General features: G+C 49.9%; 15 protein-coding genes. 1 reads left to right on the top strand and 14 read right to left on the bottom strand.

Annotation, left to right across the window (positions count from 1 at the left end):
* Positions 1 to 104: 104 nt before the first annotated feature.
* The 8 genes from CZ379_RS04875 to CZ379_RS04840 all read right to left on the bottom strand — a co-directional run bounded on the left by CZ379_RS04875 (position 105) and on the right by CZ379_RS04840 (position 9,869).
* The gene (locus CZ379_RS04875; RefSeq protein WP_110930632.1) at positions 105 to 1,253 is read right to left on the bottom strand and encodes a CdaR family transcriptional regulator; all 1,149 of its coding nucleotides are present in this window, start codon (positions 1,251 to 1,253) and stop codon (positions 105 to 107) included.
* 118 nt (positions 1,254 to 1,371) lie between these two features.
* Positions 1,372 to 2,262, bottom strand: a complete 891-nt coding sequence (locus tag CZ379_RS04870) for a dihydrodipicolinate synthase family protein (protein WP_110930631.1) — start codon at positions 2,260 to 2,262, stop codon at positions 1,372 to 1,374.
* Positions 2,263 to 2,281: 19 nt separating this feature from the next.
* Positions 2,282 to 3,169 carry a 2-hydroxy-3-oxopropionate reductase gene (gene garR / locus CZ379_RS04865; RefSeq protein WP_110930630.1) on the bottom strand — a complete coding sequence of 296 codons (888 nt, stop codon included), beginning with the start codon at positions 3,167 to 3,169 and terminating at the stop codon, positions 2,282 to 2,284.
* A 38-nt stretch (positions 3,170 to 3,207) separates the two neighbouring features.
* Positions 3,208 to 4,572, bottom strand: a complete 1,365-nt coding sequence (gene gudD / locus CZ379_RS04860; protein ID WP_199925792.1) for a glucarate dehydratase — start codon at positions 4,570 to 4,572, stop codon at positions 3,208 to 3,210.
* A gap of 47 nt (positions 4,573 to 4,619) precedes the next feature.
* Positions 4,620 to 5,792 (bottom strand): glycerate kinase family protein, encoded by a 1,173-nt coding sequence (locus tag CZ379_RS04855; RefSeq protein ID WP_110930628.1) that lies wholly within the window; start codon positions 5,790 to 5,792, stop codon positions 4,620 to 4,622.
* 471 nt (positions 5,793 to 6,263) lie between these two features.
* The gene (locus tag CZ379_RS04850) at positions 6,264 to 6,431 is read right to left on the bottom strand and encodes a CxxH/CxxC protein (RefSeq protein ID WP_110930627.1); all 168 of its coding nucleotides are present in this window, start codon (positions 6,429 to 6,431) and stop codon (positions 6,264 to 6,266) included.
* A gap of 164 nt (positions 6,432 to 6,595) precedes the next feature.
* Positions 6,596 to 8,437, bottom strand: coding sequence for a glycerol-3-phosphate dehydrogenase/oxidase (locus CZ379_RS04845; RefSeq protein WP_110930626.1), 1,842 nt, complete (start codon positions 8,435 to 8,437; stop codon positions 6,596 to 6,598).
* 139 nt (positions 8,438 to 8,576) lie between these two features.
* Complete coding sequence (locus CZ379_RS04840) at positions 8,577 to 9,869, bottom strand: S1C family serine protease (RefSeq protein WP_110930625.1); 1,293 nt, start codon at positions 9,867 to 9,869, stop codon at positions 8,577 to 8,579.
* 375 nt (positions 9,870 to 10,244) lie between these two features.
* Between CZ379_RS04840 and CZ379_RS04835 the strand changes: the two genes are divergently transcribed.
* A complete protein-coding gene (locus CZ379_RS04835) occupies positions 10,245 to 10,451 on the top strand; it encodes a hypothetical protein (protein ID WP_110930624.1) in 207 nt (68 codons plus the stop codon).
* Here the strand turns inward: CZ379_RS04835 and CZ379_RS04830 are convergent.
* The 6 genes from CZ379_RS04830 to CZ379_RS04805 all read right to left on the bottom strand — a co-directional run bounded on the left by CZ379_RS04830 (position 10,420) and on the right by CZ379_RS04805 (position 17,610).
* The gene (locus CZ379_RS04830) at positions 10,420 to 11,226 is read right to left on the bottom strand and encodes an MBL fold metallo-hydrolase (protein ID WP_110930623.1); all 807 of its coding nucleotides are present in this window, start codon (positions 11,224 to 11,226) and stop codon (positions 10,420 to 10,422) included. The two genes, CZ379_RS04835 and CZ379_RS04830, sit on opposite strands and share 32 nt — an antisense overlap.
* 8 nt (positions 11,227 to 11,234) lie before the next feature.
* The gene (yycI, locus tag CZ379_RS04825; RefSeq protein ID WP_110930622.1) at positions 11,235 to 11,984 is read right to left on the bottom strand and encodes a two-component system regulatory protein YycI; all 750 of its coding nucleotides are present in this window, start codon (positions 11,982 to 11,984) and stop codon (positions 11,235 to 11,237) included.
* Between the two features lie 31 nt (positions 11,985 to 12,015).
* Positions 12,016 to 13,296 carry a YycH family regulatory protein gene (locus CZ379_RS04820; RefSeq protein WP_110930621.1) on the bottom strand — a complete coding sequence of 427 codons (1,281 nt, stop codon included), beginning with the start codon at positions 13,294 to 13,296 and terminating at the stop codon, positions 12,016 to 12,018.
* Positions 13,293 to 15,116, bottom strand: coding sequence for a cell wall metabolism sensor histidine kinase WalK (gene walK / locus CZ379_RS04815; protein ID WP_110930620.1), 1,824 nt, complete (start codon positions 15,114 to 15,116; stop codon positions 13,293 to 13,295). The genes CZ379_RS04820 and walK overlap by 4 nt, the downstream gene beginning before the upstream one ends.
* 1 nt (position 15,117) lies before the next feature.
* Positions 15,118 to 15,831: a response regulator YycF gene (gene yycF / locus CZ379_RS04810; RefSeq protein WP_110930619.1), complete on the bottom strand. Its 714-nt coding sequence runs from the start codon at positions 15,829 to 15,831 to the stop codon at positions 15,118 to 15,120.
* Between the two features lie 219 nt (positions 15,832 to 16,050).
* Positions 16,051 to 17,610, bottom strand: coding sequence for a peptidoglycan DD-metalloendopeptidase family protein (locus CZ379_RS04805; RefSeq protein WP_110930618.1), 1,560 nt, complete (start codon positions 17,608 to 17,610; stop codon positions 16,051 to 16,053).
* Positions 17,611 to 17,659 lie beyond the last annotated feature (49 nt).

Below are 17,659 nucleotides of genomic sequence, written 5' to 3'. Positions count from 1 at the left end.
AAAATATATCACTGTGCCTTTGTCCCCACATCGTTTGCTAATCCAAAAACTTCGACATTTTTCGCGAGAAAATTGTACAATAGCACAAGCCCTCGATGCCTATCCTAATTTTGCAATTGTTCAAAGGTAAGCAGCAGCTTAATTTTGAACAGATCATTGAACTTGCGATAATCCAATTGCAAAAGCTGAGAAATCCTGTCCAGCCGGTAAAACAGCGTATTTCGGTGCACATGCAACAACGCAGCCGTTTCCCTGACATCCAGATTGCAATCCAGGAATGTTCTTAAAGTCTGCTTGTGGTCTTCGTTCAGCTGACCAGACCATTTGTGCTGCTGCATAAATTCTTTCTGTACAGACTGCGGGATCAAATCTAAGTAAGGGATAATTCCCCAATCATCAATGCAGGTTGCCTGAGACGCTTGCTGAAATCTCTTGCTTAGGCGTATACAGCTGCGAGCTTCATTATATGAAGCTCTATATCCTTCAAGACCCGAGCGGAATTTCCCGACACCAATATAATAACGATAGTCAAACCTTTGAATATATTGCTCTATTTTTGCATAGATCGGCTTCTGAAACTGATCCTCTGCCGGTACAGCGATAAAAAATGCGCCGTCCTCAATATAAGCATAAAACGAGTGGAAGCTGACTAATACCTTCAAACCATTCAAAAACTGTTCCTTCCGCTCATTGATCTTTTGCAACAAATCACTGCTTTCCATCTCCTCGGACCACTTCATCTCCTCAATTTCCACGACCATGATACTCCGTTCCATATTAAGATCAATCTGTAGCGAACGAGCGGTCATCTTTAGCTTTTTCTCACGTAGATTGTGAGGAACGATCAATTCATTAATGAAACCCTCCAGCGCCATTTTTCGAAAATGCAGCTGTTTATTCATATGGATTTGTTCCAATAAAATCTCCACATTCATCTTGATAATAGTGCCGAATTTATAGACCTCTTCAGGATTGCCAGTAATCCCTACTACACCCACAACATTATCTTGAAATTCAATGGGCAGATTGACACCCGGTTTGGAGCCCGGCAAATTTCGGCACTCCTCTTCTCCGATTAATTGTTGAGTTCGGGTCACCAGCACCTGCAAGGCCCCTTCATGCTGCTGACCGATGCGTTGAGACTGGCCGCTAGCTACGATTATTCCCTGATCATCCATAATGTTGATGTTAAAATCCATAACGGACATCAGTTGACTTGCGATCGGCAATGCCAGTTCAGTTGTAATTTTCATCAAGAATCCCCCCAGACAGCGATATAAGAAAAACCGGCTACGGATCGCGTAGCCGGCCCTCTTTGCTTATCATAGCGCAGACCGATGTTTGAAGATGTTAAAACTCTGATAGACTATTCTAGAGATATTGCATATCCTTCAGAATAGTTCTTATTTTCGATAAGTTTTCTTCCGAGCAGCTTGTGTTGGGAAGAATCGGTTTCCCCGCCTTAAGGCCAATCAAATTGACGGCATCTTTAGTAGCCACGGGGAAACTTCCAAGATTCCAGGCCATACGCAGCGGCGCTAGCCTATATTGAGCCTCCAGAGCACCTTGGATATCCCCATCCATATATTTGTCGTAAATTTCTACAACCAACCGGGGAACAACATTAGCTGTGGATGCTACGCAGCCGACACCACCGTAAACGAGCGTACTCAAAATCATAATGTCCCTACCCGCCAGTACCTTGAACCCTTTATCCCTTGTACGGCGGATAAATTCAGCCGTCAGCGTCTGATCTCCGCTGCTGTCCTTCATTCCAACGATATTAGGCACTTCTACCAAGCGTTCGAGCAAGCCCGGCGAGATGTTGTTGCCGACCTTGTCCGGGTTGTTGTATAGCAAAATAGGCAGGGACGTAGCTTCCGCAATTTTCTTAAAATGATGAAATAGTTCGTTTTCAGTCGGTGTTACGAACATCGGCGGCAAAATGGAAATAGCTCGCGCGCCCAACTCCTCGTACAAGCGCGCTTGCCTAATCCCTTCCCTTGTTGAAATAGCCGCAATGCCGGCATAAACCGGCACCCTTCCCGCACTCTGCTCAACCGTAACAGCCACCACACGTCCAAGATCCTCCGGATCAAGTCCAAAAAACTCCCCATTGCTGCCCAGCGCCAGAATTCCATGGACTCCGCCTTCAATTACATGATCCACAATGCACCGAAAGCTCTGCTCATCCAGACGCTCATTGTCGTCCACAGGCGTAACGATCGGGGGAATTACCCCGCGAATAAAATCGGTATCCATAGCGACATCTCCTCGCAGATTATCGTATAACTTCTGTATGGGCCAACTTTTCATAATATTGCAGCAGCGCGCTATGATCGGCAGTTCCCAAACCGTCCACTCTGAGCGCATGCATCATTTCCAGCACCGAAGCGGTAAGCGGAAGCGGTACACCGATGCCATGCGAAGTTTCCAGTGCATTCGTTAAATCCTTAATATGCAAATCGATTCGGAAGCCAGGATCGAACTTCCGATCCAGCATCAATGGGGCTTTCGCTTCCATGACCGTACTTCCTGCCAATCCGCCGCGAATCGCTTCAAATACCAACTCTGGCTCAACCCCTGCCTTATTGGCCAAGACAAATGCTTCAGACAAGGCGGCAATATTTAGAGCAACAACCACTTGATTCGCCAATTTGGTAATGTTCCCTGCACCAACCTTGCCAGTGTGTACTACAGAGCCCGCCATCGCCTTCAGAAGATCATAGTACTCATCGAACAGCTTCTTGTCTCCGCCGACCATAACTGACAGAGTACCGTCGATCGCCTTCGGCTCTCCGCCACTAACCGGGGCATCCAGGAAGGCAACGCTCCGCTGCTCAAGTGTAGTAGCGATGTCTTGACTGACGAGCGGAGCAATGGAACTCATATCGATGACAACAGTACCTGGTTTAGCTCCTTCGATAATACCGTTCTCGCCGAGAACTACCTCCATCACCTGTGGAGAGTTGGGCAGCATCGTAATGACAACTTCCACCTGTCTAGCCACATCTGCAGGATTAACAGCAACGGTCGCACCTGCTGCTTTCAATTCCTCTACTACCTCGGAGTTTCTGTCAAGAACAACCAAATTATAGCCAGCTTTGATCAAATTCAAGCTCATTGGTTTTCCCATGATCCCAAGCCCAATAAATCCAACCTTCTTCATTTTATAATTCCTCCTTTAGATTACTAAATCGGGTCTATTTAACGCATCATGCAAGGACGTTTGTTATCAAACTTCCAGCCCGGGATCAAATACTGCATTGCCACGGCATCATCCCGAGAGCCGAGTCCCATGCTCTGATACAACTTGTGCGCCTTCATAACTTGCTCCATATCGATTTCTACACCTAATCCTGGTTTTTCAGGAACCTCGACCATACCATCAACAATTTGAAACGGTTCTTTCGTAAGCCGATCTTCTCCTTCCTGCCAAATCCAATGGGTATCGATCGCTGTAATAGTACCGGGAGCCGCCGCGGCTACATGCGTAAACATTGCTAATGATATATCGAAATGGTTGTTGGAGTGTGACCCCCAGGTCAGCCCCCACTCATGGCAAAGCTGCGCGACGCGAACAGAGCCCTGCATCGTCCAAAAATGCGGGTCAGCCAGCGGAATATCAACAGATTGCAGGCTTAGGGTATGCCCCAATTGGCGCCAGTCCGTTGCAATCATATTCGTAGCTGTTGGCAGTCCCGTCTGTTTTTTAAACTCAGCCATTATTTCGCGTCCTGAATATCCTTCCTCTGCCCCGCAAGGATCCTCGGCATAAGCCAATACTTGGTGTTTATCACGACAAAGGCGCACAGCGTCCTTCAAAAGCCAACCGCCATTGGGATCCAGTGTAATGCGAGCATTGGGAAAACGCTCAGCCAAAGCTGTAACTGCTTCGATTTCCTCTTCACCACGCAACACCCCCCCCTTAAGCTTGAAGTCATTGAATCCGTATTTCTTATAGGCGGCTTCGGCCAGACGTACAATCGCTTCCGACGTCATGGCTTCTTCGCGGCGAACAGCATACCATTCATCGTTGGCTTCGTAAGGTGTGGAATAAGGGAGATCCGTCTTATTTCTGTCGCCGATATAGAACAAGTATCCGAGCATCTCTACCTTCTTGCGCTGCTGGCCTTCCCCAAGCAAAGCGGCTACGGGAACGCCGAGATATTGACCGACCAAATCAAGCAGCGCGGCTTCCATCGCCGTGACAGCATGAATAGCAACGCGCAGATCGAACGTTTGCAGCCCACGTCCGCCGGCATCACGGTCTGCGAAGGCAATGCGCATTTGGTTTAGAATATTGTTATAAGTGCCAATAGATTGACCAACTACCAGATCACGTGAATCCTCAAGCGTTTTGCGTATGTTCTCCCCGCCGGGTACCTCACCCACACCGGTTCTGCCAGAGTTGTCCTTCAAAATCACAATATTGCGCGTAAAGTACGGGCCGTGTGCGCCACTTAGATTCAGAAGCATGCTGTCATGACCGGCAACCGGAATGACAGTCATTTCTGTAATGATCGGCGTTCCCGCAAATGCTGCCGGCTCCTGCTTAGTTGTCTCGTTCATCATGGTAAGAACCTCCGAATTTGATAAGTAAATAAATTTATTGTTAGCTAGACCACTGGTAACTTCCCGAGACGGCCAATGCCGTATTTCTCTGGAATTAGAATCGCTCGCAACACGGAGGATACAGCATGGCGGATATTGGCTGGCGTTTTTCCTATAGCTTCTTCCAATGTCATAGGAATCTGTGTCGCTCCAATAATTACATCAATGCCGATATTGTAAATTTCAAAAGCCTCCGTCGTGACTCCGCCAGAAATACAAATGACTGGTTTATTGTATTTTTTGGATAGCTTCGCGACCCCAGCTGGCGTTTTTCCGAATACAGTCTGCGCATCGGTTCGCCCTTCTCCTGTAAAGACCAAATCCGCATCACGAACTACCTCATCAAACCGGGCAGCTTCAAGCACAATGTCGATCCCCCGAGCCATCTTTGCGTTTAAAAAAGCCATGAGGCCAGCGCCAAGTCCACCTGCTGCTCCTGCTCCCGCCACATTCTCAATATCAATGCCGACCTGCTCCCGGATAATCATCGCAAGATGTTTAAGGCCTTCATCCAACTTGACAACCATCTCAGGGGTCGCACCCTTCTGTGGGCCAAACACATGAGCTGCCCCCTTATGTCCGCATAGCGGATTTGTCACATCGCTGGCTATCGTTATTTCGCATTGGGCGATTGTCGGATGGATGCCGCTCATATCGATTGAGCAAATACGCTGCAGTTCGCCGCCGCCAAATCCGATCTCTTCCCCTGCAGCGTCTAGAAAACGAACACCCAACGCTTGTGCCATACCAACGCCGCCGTCGTTCGTGGCGCTTCCTCCAATGCCGATCACCAACCTACGGGCACCTTCCTCAAGTGCGGCCTTAATAACCTGTCCCGTACCATAAGTTGTCGCGCCCCATGGATTTAAACTATCTTGTGACATCAGCATAATCCCCGATGCCGAAGCCATTTCAATGACGGCGGATCGCCCATTATCATAAACACCGTAAGTGGCGGTTACCGGGCCCCCATGCGGCCCTATCACTTCTAATTTTCGAGATTCCCCGCAGGTAACGCTAAGAATAGCCTCAACCGTACCCTCGCCACCGTCGGCAATAGGAATTTTGTGTACTATCGCTTCAGGCAGTACGTCCAAAATGCCTTGCTCCATACAATCGGCTACTTCTTTGGAGCTAAGACTCCCTTTATATGAGTCAGGCACTATCAAAATCTTCATTCCATCACTCCTAATGATCCTCTTTATCTGGAATTCAACCGGTATAACACCGTGCCAAAAATTCGTTGCAATCATACGCTTTCAAAAAAATAAGGCCTATGCTTGACCTCGTTGAATTCAAGATTCGGCACCGAATCCGAGTCCAATTCAGTGCATGGATACGCAACCAAAAGATTTTTTAAATAACATCTATGGTTTAACTATACACTTCTGTTTAATATCCGACATTGTTATCCATCCACAATGTTGCGATCTTTTTTTATAAAAAAATTGGGCGGTAGCACAACGCCCAACAGTTCAACTCAACATAAATTGTTAAATATAGCGGGCTAGCTTCCCCCCAAATAGTGCCGTTACCTAGGCCAGACACAAAAAGGCAGCTCTCCTCCTATAAAAAGAAGTAGGCTGCCCTTGCATAACAAATAACGTCTATAGATGTACATTTTGCATTTTCAGAGGACTGACCGTGTCTCAAATAATCAAAAACTTCGCCCGCTGCTCGCATTCCTCACAAGTCACAGGGGGATCCCATTCGATAAACTTCGTTTGATCCAGATCGACAATGTCCGGAGCCTCCTCGAATTCGTCCACGAACATATCGATCGCTAATTCTACATGATCTTTGCAAACTACATACATAAAGTGAAAGCATCCTTTCTCTAGCACGTCTCACGATCCGACTCTCGATTCCACGTAAACACAGTATACCCTTTTCAGTTCTACCACACTCCGGGGCAAAAAGGAACTATCTTTCCTCACAAATTGTACTGTAAATATACCCCGTTCTCGCATCTTCCTGCGTGCTATCCTTCCACGGCATCCTCTGGCACGACTGCATCATGCAATTGCTTCTCTAGTTGCTCCAAATAACGAGCCTGCTCCTCGGAGCTCCAGTCCAAATACAATGCCATATACACGGCAGCAGGCTCCTTCCATTTCCTTACCCAATCGATATTAAACAGCACCGCTCCTGTCCGGCGGACAAAAAAATCCTCCAGCGTCACCGCCATTTCATACTCCATCGCATATAACAATGGCACGCTCACTTCCAAAGGAAGGCCTGCCGCATCAGACACACGGGGTGCAGCAGCAGGCTCTTCCGCTGTTTCAGTCTTGGCGGTCGGTGGGATGATCTCTGCCTCCTCCGCCACAGCTGCGTTTGCTCCTTTTGCCTCCAGTGCTTCTGAATCCTGTACAGCCTTTACAGCTTCAACCACTCCAGACGATGCAATCCCTTCCGCTGCCTGGTTCTTCACCAGCTCATACAGCCGGTCCACATTGGAGCCATAACAAGCTGCCCACTGTGCTGCCAGCTCGCGAGGCAAGCCAAGACTGACCCCCTCCGAAGTTTTTTTCTCCACATAACTTTGAAAAGAAGCGGCTCCCCCCGCATGACCGCCTGAAATCGGCAGTTCTTTCGTTCGGCATGGGAGAAACCTCCGGCCAGCTTCCTCCTCCAATTGAGCCGCAACCCGATCCACCACAGTCTCCGCCATCTTACGGTAGCCCGTCAGCTTGCCGCCAGCTATGGTGATCAGCCCGGAATCCGACTGCCAGATCTCATCCTTGCGGGATATTTCCGAAGGACCTTTCCCTTCCTCGTAAATGAGCGGGCGGATGCCCGCCCAGCTGGATTCGATGTCCTCCTCCGTAACCCTCAATTCCGGGAACATGCCATTCACCGCATCGAGCAAATACTGCCGATCCGGCTCTGTCATGCGGGGATGCGTCATATCCCCTGCATATTCCGTATCCGTAGTACCTATATACGTCTTACCGTCGCGAGGAATGGCGAACATCATTCTGCCATCCTGCGTATCGAAGTACACGGCCTGGCTAAGCGGAAAACGACGCTGATCCACCACAAGATGAACTCCCTTGGTCAGCAGCAGCCGTTTGCCCTGCTTCGAGCCGTCGAGCTGCCGCAGCGTATCCACCCATGGGCCAGCTGCATTCACGACTCGCCTAGCCCTCACCCTAACAACCCGGCCGCTTAGAACATCCGCAATTTCTGCGCCCACAACCCGGCCTTCTTCATAACTAAACCGCTCCAGACACGCATAATTCACGGCAAGCGCTCCATGCGCCGCCGCTTCCTTTAGCACCTCTAACGTTAGCCTGGCATCATCTGTGCGATACTCCACATAATACCCGCCCCCCTGCAAGCCTTCCCGGCGCAGAAGCGGCTCCTGCGCCAGCGTCTCCTCCGCGTTCAGCATCCGGCGGCGCTCCACCCGCTTCACACCAGCAAGAAAGTCATAGATTTTCAGCCCAAGCGAAGTGCTGAACCTGCCGAAGGTTCCTTCCTTATAAATCGGCAGCAGCATCCGCTCCGGCGTCGTCACATGGGGGCCATTCTCATACACGATCGCCCGTTCTTTGCCAACCTCGGCCACTACGCCGATATCAAGCTGCTTCAAATAACGCAGCCCGCCATGAACAAGCTTTGTCGATCGACTCGATGTTCCCGCCGCAAAGTCCTGCATATCAATCAGACCAACCTTCATGCCCCTCGCAGCGGCGTCGAGAGCAATTCCAGCGCCAGTAATTCCGCCGCCGATAATGAACAGGTCAAGCGGCGTACCTTCCATATCTTGAAGTAAATGCAGTCTCCTCTTGCTTGCAAACGGGGCTATCACACTCATCTACCTCCTCTTATCGCAAGAAAGGGATCACAATTACTTCTTCACCGTGCTTCATGCGGCTATCTTGTAATGTGATCCCTGATATTAACTTCATTTGCTTCAATGCAGGCTGTTTATTAATGGTGCCGAGGATTAGACTCTATCTTTCATCCGAGCCAAAATCATGATTATAATCATACTCTCCCTCGTATATTTCTTCCTCCAGCTCGGCATCGGCAGGCTTATCCGCCAGCTTAACCTTTACGCGCTGCAGTTGGCCGTCCCGATACAAGCTAACCTCCAACTCATCGCCAATCTTCTTGTGCCCGTACAAGTACTTGCGCAGATCAAGCGTCGAATGGATCGGCTGCTTATCGAGCTGAACGATGACATCGTTCAGCTTCAGCCCCGCCGACTTCGCCGGGCCGTGAGCCTCCAGCACAATGACACCTTCCCTCACATCTTCCGGCAGCATCAAATCCCGGTGGTCTTCTTCGCTAAGCTCGGAGAACGGATTGTTCAAATCCAGGGTATAAACGCCCAAATATGGACGAGCCACCCTCCCGTGCTCCATCAAATCGTTGACCGACTTCATGACCTCACTGACCGGAATCGCAAATCCAAGGCCTTCCACGCCCATATCAGCGATCTTCATCGTATTAATACCGATCAGTTCGCCGTTCAGATTCACTAGCGCTCCTCCGCTGTTCCCGTCATTGATCGCCGCATCCGTCTGAATCACTTCCTGCTCCCAGTCATAATTGCCATCCTGATTGATCGATACAGGAATCACCCGGCTCGTATAGCTGACAATGCCTGAAGTTAGGGTACCCCCGAGACCGAGCGGATTACCTACGGCAAGCACCGTCTCCCCTGGCCGCAGGCTGGTGGAATCACCCAGTGAAATCACTGAAGTAATCCCCTTATCATCGACTTCCAAAACCGCAATGTCGCTAATTGGATCTTGACCCACAACTTTGGCTTCCTTGGAATCCCCGCTGCTTGTCAGGATTTCCAAATCGCTCGCGCCGTAAATAACATGCGCATTCGTAATAATGAAGGCCCTGCCCTTCTCCTTCTTAAAAATAACCCCGGAACCAAGCGCCGCCTGCTCCGGATCGCCGCCTGACAGCTCGTTATGGTTCAGAATGCTAACGACAGTAGGCCCGACCTTAGCAGCAGCCGTGCTAATTCGGCTAAAAGGATCAGGATCGCCGCCAAAAATAGCTCCTCCGCCTGAGCCGAATCTGGCCTTAGAGGAAGGAAGACCCGTAATGAAGCTGAACAGCAGCACAGCAACAATCGCGCTGAGTACGGAAGAGACGATTGAAATCTGCAATGTGGACCACCCCGAGCCGCGCTTCCTTCTTTTCCAGCCGCGATTGCTCTCCGTTCTACGATCATGCCGCCGCGATACCTTCGTGGAATAAAAATCGTCATCAAACAATCCCATCCGAACTCTCTCCCTCCGTGACTCTGCTCCCAGGCTATTTGCTCCCGAACGTCTCATTCTCACAACTTGAAGTGAAGAAATGAAGCTCTACTTCACCTTATTCCCGGTAGGCAAAGCCATATGTCCGTACAAACCCTAAACTTCTGACGAGATGGTTCAGTATGAAGTTGCTGGCTTCCCGTAATTCATAAAATTTCTTAAGCATTAGGAATGTTTCCGCTCATAAAAGACTACAATAGTAAGAAAAATTACTTTCATAGAAGACAGATTGCGTATAGCGGTAGTTTCATAGATTCATTTTACCATATATGGCGCGTTCCTGAAGGTTTTTCCATGGAGGGAAATACCGGGAATATCAACTTAGGGAGGATAATTATGGATTCCTATTTTTCCCCGATGAACGAGGTCAATATTCTGGCCAAATTGGCCGATCTAAAGGAAGACCACTACCAGCAGCTGCTGGCGCTCAGCGCTATGATGGAGCTGCTAATTGAGAAGGGCGTCCTCAGCCACGAGGAGATCGCACAGAAAGTCTCTGAGCTGGATAATATTAAGGCTCGCCCACCCTATCCCACGGCGTAGGGCGATCTGCATAAGTATCGCAGAGACGGAACTCGCTGTCTCGGTAGAAACAGCCGCGATCCTCCATTGCGCTGCGAACCGACATTTTAGCCAGATCTAACATGTTATGCTCTTTGCTAAGATGAGCCAGGTAGGTACGCTTCATGCGGCCGTTCAACAGCTCGCTAAGCACCTCGCCTGAAGCTTCATTCGATAAATGCCCCATATCGCCAAGGATTCGCCGCTTGATATTCCAGGGATAGCGCCCCATGCGCAGCATTTCGATATCGTGATTCGCTTCGAGAACGAGTACATCAGAATCGGCTATCGCTTGCTTCACCTTATCGCTGGCATAGCCCAAATCCGTACAGACGCTCAGCTTCTCCCGTCCATCGCTGAAAGTATAGCCGACAGGCTCGGCCGCATCATGCGAAATGCCGAACGACTCTACTCGCAAGGAACCGAAATCCCGTGATTCTCCCGTTCCAAGAAGACAACGGTTTTCTTCGTCAATGCTGCCGATCGATTTCTCCATCGCCTGCCAAGTTCTCTCATTGGCGTAAATAGGCAGATTATATTTTCTTGCTACAGGCCCAAGCCCCTTAATATGATCGGAGTGCTCGTGCGTAACGAGAATTCCCGTCAAATTCTCCCCCTTCAACCCGCGCTCCAGCAGCAGCTCATCTATGCGGCGAGCACTGAATCCCGCATCAACCATCAGTGTTACCTCTCCATCAGTTACCACCGTCGCATTCCCGGTAGATCCGCTCGATAGTACCGTAAATCGTAAGCCCATATTCCCCATTACTCCTTTGATTCCTTCGTGTTTGGACTGATGACGTCCCCGCTGATGCCCTGTACGTAATACTCTTCACCGCTTTCCAGCAAGAAGCGCCATGCCGGAGAAGCCGGAAGGTCGGCGTCTGAGTCGAACACCTGCCCGTAATAGCCGAGTTCAATACTCGTTACAACAGCACCTTCAGGCAGAAAATTCTCAATCAGGTTGCCTAAGGCTTTAGACGCGGAAAGCACCTGCTGCTCTTTCTCATCTGCTAATTCATTAATCTCAATGATGTCCTGGCGATATGCTACAATCTTCTGGTTGCTGTAGTACAACTCTAGGTTGATTTTGAAAAGCGGCCATTTTCCATCCACCAGCGGATGCAGGACAAATACATTCTCGCTCCCCGCCCACTCGTCATAGCGGTAATTTCCGATATCCGGCAAACTTGGCCGCAGCGCATTGACCAGCTCCTTCGGTGTAAAGATCAGCCTGCTGTCCACAGACGTCGGCAAATCAACCCTCTTATGGCTCTGCTGGCCGTCCACGAAGCGGTAAGAAATTTTGCGCAGCTGCGGCGAATCACTCGGAATTTGCGCAAGCACCTTAATGCGCTTGCTCTCCATGATCTTTTGTATATTGCTTTCCAGGGAAGTGAGGTCTGGATTGGAGTCTGCCTGCTCCCTCAGATCACTCCAGAGCTGATAGCCGAGCACTAAATTCAGCAGCAAAAAAGCGTAAATGAGCACATTTTTAGCCCTGCCCCAATCCATACCCCATGACCTCCTTTTATTTGTGAGTTGTTTATTTCAGCTCATGCATGGCACCGCTCTTCAGCTCGACAATCCAGGTCGGCTTCAGCAGCAGCCCCTCCTGACTTAGCGAAGGGAGATACGCCGGATACAAGTTAACAATGCCGGACAGTTGTTCGATCTTATCCTTTAACTCTTTACCGCCAGACAGTTGAACAACCTGCTTCTCCCAATCTCCCGCTTTGACGTACAACAGAGATCGCTCATACCCTGTAATTGTGCCTTGGCGCATGGCCAGCGAAATGGTTCCATATCGGAACGTACTGAAATCCATAATCGGAAAAGCCCCAAACTGACCGTTGCCAAAATATTGGCGGAAAACGACCGTGTTCACTTCCTCCAAGCCGTCCACCTGCTCCAGGCGATAGCTGCCATTCCAACCGCCATGCTGGTTTATGAAATCGATCGAGGACAAGGCGTTATTCGCCGGGCTGTTCTCGCCTGCGGACGGTGCCGCCGGGTCGGTATAATTGATCCAATTGCCGTCCTGCTTCACCTGCAGACTTCGCCTGCTATCCGTGTAAATCTCCGAACCGTCCTTCTCTCGAATAATTCTTGTAATGCTTGGATCAAAGAACAGGCTGCCTTGAATTTGCTCCGTCGAGAAAACGCCCACCTTCAGTATCGTCTCCACCATATCGATCGGCTTCTCCGGGATGTAATAGCCATCCTTCAGCGTATACGGAATCCAGTCCTTCCCAAAGTCAACCTGCTGCCTAACGTCCTGTACTGTCAAATCGGCCTTGGTCGCTTCATAGACGACATCCCCTTGCGAACTGAAAAAGAACACGCGGGCCCGCTCTTCGTTCTCCCCGTTGTAAATGAACACCCGATGGATGCTCTCTTCCTCAAATATAGGGTCGGCAGAAATCTGCATCACCTTCTGTAGAAGCGATACGGGGATGCCGCTGCCGAATTCAAGCTCTATCCCAGCATATCGGCTGCGAATTTCCGACCAATTCAAATTGTCTACGGGATAACGCTGAAACCCTTCGAACATCCGGCCCTTCAGACGCGAATAAATCAGGTCGTAGAACATCGAGTCGGGGTAAAAGAGCGTATGCCGGTTGTCACCCATATGGATAGAGATTTGCGCAGGGAATATCAGCTCCTCGGCCCGCATTTCCGTGCCCATATTCTCGGTTTTAATATAATCACTCTCTGTCTTGACCACGGGATTGCTCCCCGGCAGCCGATAGATCAGGAAATAACTCTGCACCAAGCTGCAAACGACAAGAAAAGTGAGTAAGAGAGATTTCACCGTTTCCTTCACTGTCCTTCGCCTCCTTGTTCCTGTGTCGGCAGTGTAAAGGTTACTGTGGTGCCTTCCCCCAGCTCCGAATCCAATATGATCGTCCCGCCATGGGCCTTCACAATTTCCCGGGCAATGGATAGACCTAGACCGGTTCCCCCCATATTGCGGGCTCTGGCCTTGTCCACCCGATAGAATCGTTCAAAAATCCGTTCCAAATCACGCTTCGGAATGCCTATTCCATTGTCCTTAACAGAAATAGCGATCATTCCGTCATCCACCCTGCGGGCTTCAAACGTAATTTTCTCGCCTTCGGGGGTATATTTCATCGCATTGGAAATCAGGTTGTCCAGCACCTGATCGATCTGATCCCGATCCATCCAAGCCGTATCCACGCCTTCCTCGATAAAGATCTCCGGACGAATTTCCTTCTCCTGCATCTGGAAAGAGAAGCGATCCACGACCTCCTCCAACATTTCCAGCACCCCGGTAGACTGCTTGCGCAGCAAGGCCTCCTTGGAATCAAGACGAGACAAATGGAGCAAATCCGTGACAAGCCGAATCATCCGCTCGGTCTGATTCTGAATCACGGAGGCAAACCGCGGGCCAAGCTCAGGATCTTCCAGCGCACCATCCTCCAGCGCCTCGGTATAGCTCTTAATTGTTGTCAGCGGCGTCCGCAGCTCATGCGAGACGTTGGCAACGAACTCCCTGCGGGAAGCCTCCAGCTTCTCCTGCTCCGTCACATCCTGCAACACTGCAATCGTACCGCTTACACCAAATTCCCGCCGATGAATCGGCGTAAATGTGACGCGGATAAGGAATGTATCCCCTTCAGGAGAATCGATCTCCAGAATAGCGGAATGCATCGTACCCCGCTCCAGCACGGCGCGTTCCTCCAGCGGCAAATGCAGCAGCGTCATAATATCCATGCCGCTTACCGCCTGCTCCTGAACCCGCAGCATCTCGCTCGCTCGCCGGTTCATCAGAATAACCTGGCGTTTCTCATCCGCCGCAATCACACCATCGCTCATATTAGTCAGAATCGAAGCGAGCTTCTCCTTCTCTTCCTCGTTCTGGGCCAGAGCATCCTGCAAACGGCTCGTCATGTAGTTGAACGCCTTGCTTAATTGGCCGATCTCGTCATTGCCAAGCACCGGCATCTTCTGGTGAAACTGTCCCTCCGCCACGGCGGTTGCCCGCCGGGTCAACTCCTTGATCGGCGAAGTGATCGTATGGGCAAGGATCACGCCCAGCACAGCAGTCAAAGCAAGCGCCAGCAATAAACCAGAAATAAATATACTATTGATCCGCTCCATTGTGTTATAGAGCTCTGTCATAGAAGCCGCGATGTAAATGGCTCCGACCGTTTTGCCGTCTCTTACGACAGGCTTGGCCACCACTTTTTTGCGTACATTGTCTTCATCAATCATATATTCTTCATTGTCGCGTATGCCCTGCAGCGCCCGGCTGACTACCGTTTGCGTATTCTTCGTGCCGACATAATCGGCATGAGACGGCTTAGAGGTCGTCAGAACCCGGCCGCTTGCATCCAGTACTTGGATCTCAGCGCCATTAATATTAAATAGATTATTAACAAGAACGCTTAAATTATCTAGCGATGCATCTGCCGATTCTCCTGTAACTCCCAAATTTTGCGCTGCCAGAACCGATAGCAATGCTGCCCGCTCCTGCAGCTCCTTCGTAAAGTTGCTCGTCAGCGAGGTTTTCATCGCGCTCACGAAATAGACCCCGATCAATTGCATGGCGATCAGGATCAGCAGCACGTAAATGATGATCAGCTTAGCCTGGATCGTGCGGAAGAAGGAGGGCAGATTCATCCTAGAATCCACCCGCCTTGGAGCTGCGCATCATATAGCCTAGCCCGCGCCGGGTCAGAATGTATTCCGGCTTGCTTGGATCACTCTCAATCTTCTCTCGCAACCTGCGGATTGTCACATCCACCGTACGTACATCTCCGAAGTAGTCATATCCCCAGACCGCTTGCAGCAGGTGCTCCCGAGTCATCACCTTTCCGGCATTCTTCACCAAATAATGAACCAGTTCAAACTCCCGATGAGTCAAATCAAGCGGTTCACCATTCTTGTATACCGTATACATGTCTGTATCAATAAACAGCTCAAATAAGCTAATGCCCTGCTTGCCCTCGGCGCTTTCCAGTTGAGCCGGCTTCTGCTGCCGGCGCATTTGCGCTTTCACTCTGGCCAGAAGCTCTCTGGTGCTGAACGGCTTGGTGACATAATCATCAGCTCCAAGCTCCAATCCAAGCACCTTGTCGATCTCGCCATCCTTGGCGGTCAGCATAATGATCGGCGTCTGCAGCTTGGCTCGCACCTCTCTGCATACGTCCATGCCATCCTTGCCCGGCAGCATCAAATCCAGCAAGATAAGATCCGGCTGCTCGGCGAACGCCAGCTCTACAGCCTCGATTCCATCGAAAGCCAGGATGACCTCATAGCCCTCTTTTTCCAAATTAAATTTCAAAATATCTGCAATTGGACGCTCATCGTCCACGACTAGAATTTTCCCCTGCATTATTGCAATTCACCCCAAACTCTCAGGCCTTGGCCACTCTTCTTCTATCTTACCATACCTCGCCCCGCCCTTCATAAAAATACGGTATAAAAAGTCGGGGTTTCGCCCTATTCAGGACTTTAAACCTACGGCTCTAAGCTCCGCTCAAATCCGCTTATGCATACAATAAGAACCTGACCGAAACTTGGCCAGGTTCTTTAGCTTGGGATGACAATCCCCTTATAAATATTTCATCGGATTCTGCACCGTGCCGTTCTTATGAATCTCGAAATGCAAGTGCGTACCAGTAGATCTTCCCGTGCTGCCCATAACTCCAATCTTGGCGCCCTTCTCCACGACGTCGCCCTTCTCCACACTGATCTTGCTCAAGTGCCCGTACAACGTCTCAAATCCGTTATTATGATTAATAATGATAACATTGCCGTATCCTGATTTGGTGCCTGCGAAGCTCACGACTCCTTCATCCGCCGCTAGGATATTCCGATTAGAAGAGACCAGGTCGATTCCTTTATGGGTTCGGCCCCAACGTTCACCGTAGCTGCTCGTCATGCGAGCCCCGGATACCGGCCATGCGAATTGTCCGCTTCCTTCCCCAATTATCTTCGTTCCCTTTATGATGATTCGCGGAGACGAAGCCTTGATTACTTCCTGGCCGAGCCACTCTTCGGCGATTACCTCGCCATTTTCCTTCGTCAGCCGGTATTCCATCACTTTAAGGCCGCTCTGCCCTTCTGCTATCACCTTGGACTTGCCTGCCTGCATATCCGCGCTTTTCTGGATAATAACCTCCGGCTCCGTCACAATCTCCTCGGACATCAGTTCAACGGTCTTCACCGTAAGCGCTGGCTTCAATGCCTTCACGTTCAGTTCAGTTCCGATTTGCAACGTCTTCTCTTGGATGCCGGGGTTCTTCGCGAACAATTCCTTTTGGGTGACCCCATAGCGTTTGGCTATAGAGGAGATCGTATCTCCCTCGCGAACCGTATAGGTAATCGCCGCTTCGCTCCCTTCAACAATGCGCTGCAGCGCCTCCTCAGCACCCAGTACCTTATTGGGGTCGGTTTTGACGGCGACCTGCGTTACATCCTCCACAATTTCTGCGGATTCAATCTTTATGCCGTTTCCTGTCGAATTCACCTTCTTATTCGGATTGCTGCTTAGCAATTTAATTTTGGGTACATTACTGCTGGCTGAAGTGTTCGGTATGTATTTCCCCTTCACTTGCTCCAGAATAGCATTCGCTGTAGCTTGATCCTTCACGATCGCAATAGTCTTCCCATCGACCTTTAGCTCCACGCCCCGGGAATAGCCGGTCAATCTGCTATCAAGCTCAGCTAGCGTTGTCTCTGTATCAATCTTGGCATTATATTTCTTTGCCTCAATCGTAGTAATCTCTTTCGTGTTTACGACCATATCGGCCTGCGGATACTTCTCCGCATATTCCTGCTCCTTGCGCTCATAAAGCGCTAGCAGCTGCTCCTCATTCTCAATCGTCCCGATCTCTTCATCATGGATTATGACGCGGTAATACGTAACCGTGTTCGCTTGCACATATTGATACCCTGCTAGAAGCATTCCTGCTGAAAGTACAGCAGTTATAGCCCCAATCCTGATTCTGCGTGATCTCGTTTGCAGTTTATTATTTGTGATACCTATATGATCTTCTATATGGTCTTGTTCATTTATCGCTAGATTATGGTTCGGTTCTGTGTTCCTCCCCTTAGCCTGGAAGCGTTTGGTGAGCCAACCGAGCCCGAGTTTTCCCCTGAAACCTTTCATGGTAATCTCCTTTACTAGTTGACACTATTCGATAATAAATAGTTTCAAA

It is taken from the genome of Paenibacillus bouchesdurhonensis (genome assembly GCF_900155685.1).
GTDB classification, from domain to species: domain Bacteria; phylum Bacillota; class Bacilli; order Paenibacillales; family Paenibacillaceae; genus Fontibacillus; species Fontibacillus bouchesdurhonensis.
This window is presented reverse-complemented; position numbering and strand designations above follow the sequence as displayed.

Excerpts from the sequence above, each read along its gene's own strand:
- CZ379_RS04875 (WP_110930632.1), bottom strand. The coding sequence starts at position 1,253 with ATGAAAATTACAACTGAACTGGCATTGCCGATCGCAAGTCAACTGATG.
- CZ379_RS04870 (WP_110930631.1), bottom strand. The coding sequence starts at position 2,262 with ATGGATACCGATTTTATTCGCGGGGTAATTCCCCCGATCGTTACGCCT.
- garR (WP_110930630.1), bottom strand. The coding sequence starts at position 3,169 with ATGAAGAAGGTTGGATTTATTGGGCTTGGGATCATGGGAAAACCAATG.
- gudD (WP_199925792.1), bottom strand. The coding sequence starts at position 4,572 with ATGAACGAGACAACTAAGCAGGAGCCGGCAGCATTTGCGGGAACGCCG.
- CZ379_RS04855 (WP_110930628.1), bottom strand. The coding sequence starts at position 5,792 with ATGAAGATTTTGATAGTGCCTGACTCATATAAAGGGAGTCTTAGCTCC.
- CZ379_RS04850 (WP_110930627.1), bottom strand. The coding sequence starts at position 6,431 with ATGTATGTAGTTTGCAAAGATCATGTAGAATTAGCGATCGATATGTTC.
- CZ379_RS04845 (WP_110930626.1), bottom strand. The coding sequence starts at position 8,437 with ATGAGTGTGATAGCCCCGTTTGCAAGCAAGAGGAGACTGCATTTACTT.
- CZ379_RS04840 (WP_110930625.1), bottom strand. The coding sequence starts at position 9,869 with ATGGGATTGTTTGATGACGATTTTTATTCCACGAAGGTATCGCGGCGG.
- CZ379_RS04835 (WP_110930624.1), top strand. The coding sequence starts at position 10,245 with ATGGATTCCTATTTTTCCCCGATGAACGAGGTCAATATTCTGGCCAAA.
- CZ379_RS04830 (WP_110930623.1), bottom strand. The coding sequence starts at position 11,226 with ATGGGCTTACGATTTACGGTACTATCGAGCGGATCTACCGGGAATGCG.
- yycI (WP_110930622.1), bottom strand. The coding sequence starts at position 11,984 with ATGGATTGGGGCAGGGCTAAAAATGTGCTCATTTACGCTTTTTTGCTG.
- walK (WP_110930620.1), bottom strand. The coding sequence starts at position 15,116 with ATGAATCTGCCCTCCTTCTTCCGCACGATCCAGGCTAAGCTGATCATC.
- yycF (WP_110930619.1), bottom strand. The coding sequence starts at position 15,831 with ATGCAGGGGAAAATTCTAGTCGTGGACGATGAGCGTCCAATTGCAGAT.
- CZ379_RS04805 (WP_110930618.1), bottom strand. The coding sequence starts at position 17,610 with ATGAAAGGTTTCAGGGGAAAACTCGGGCTCGGTTGGCTCACCAAACGC.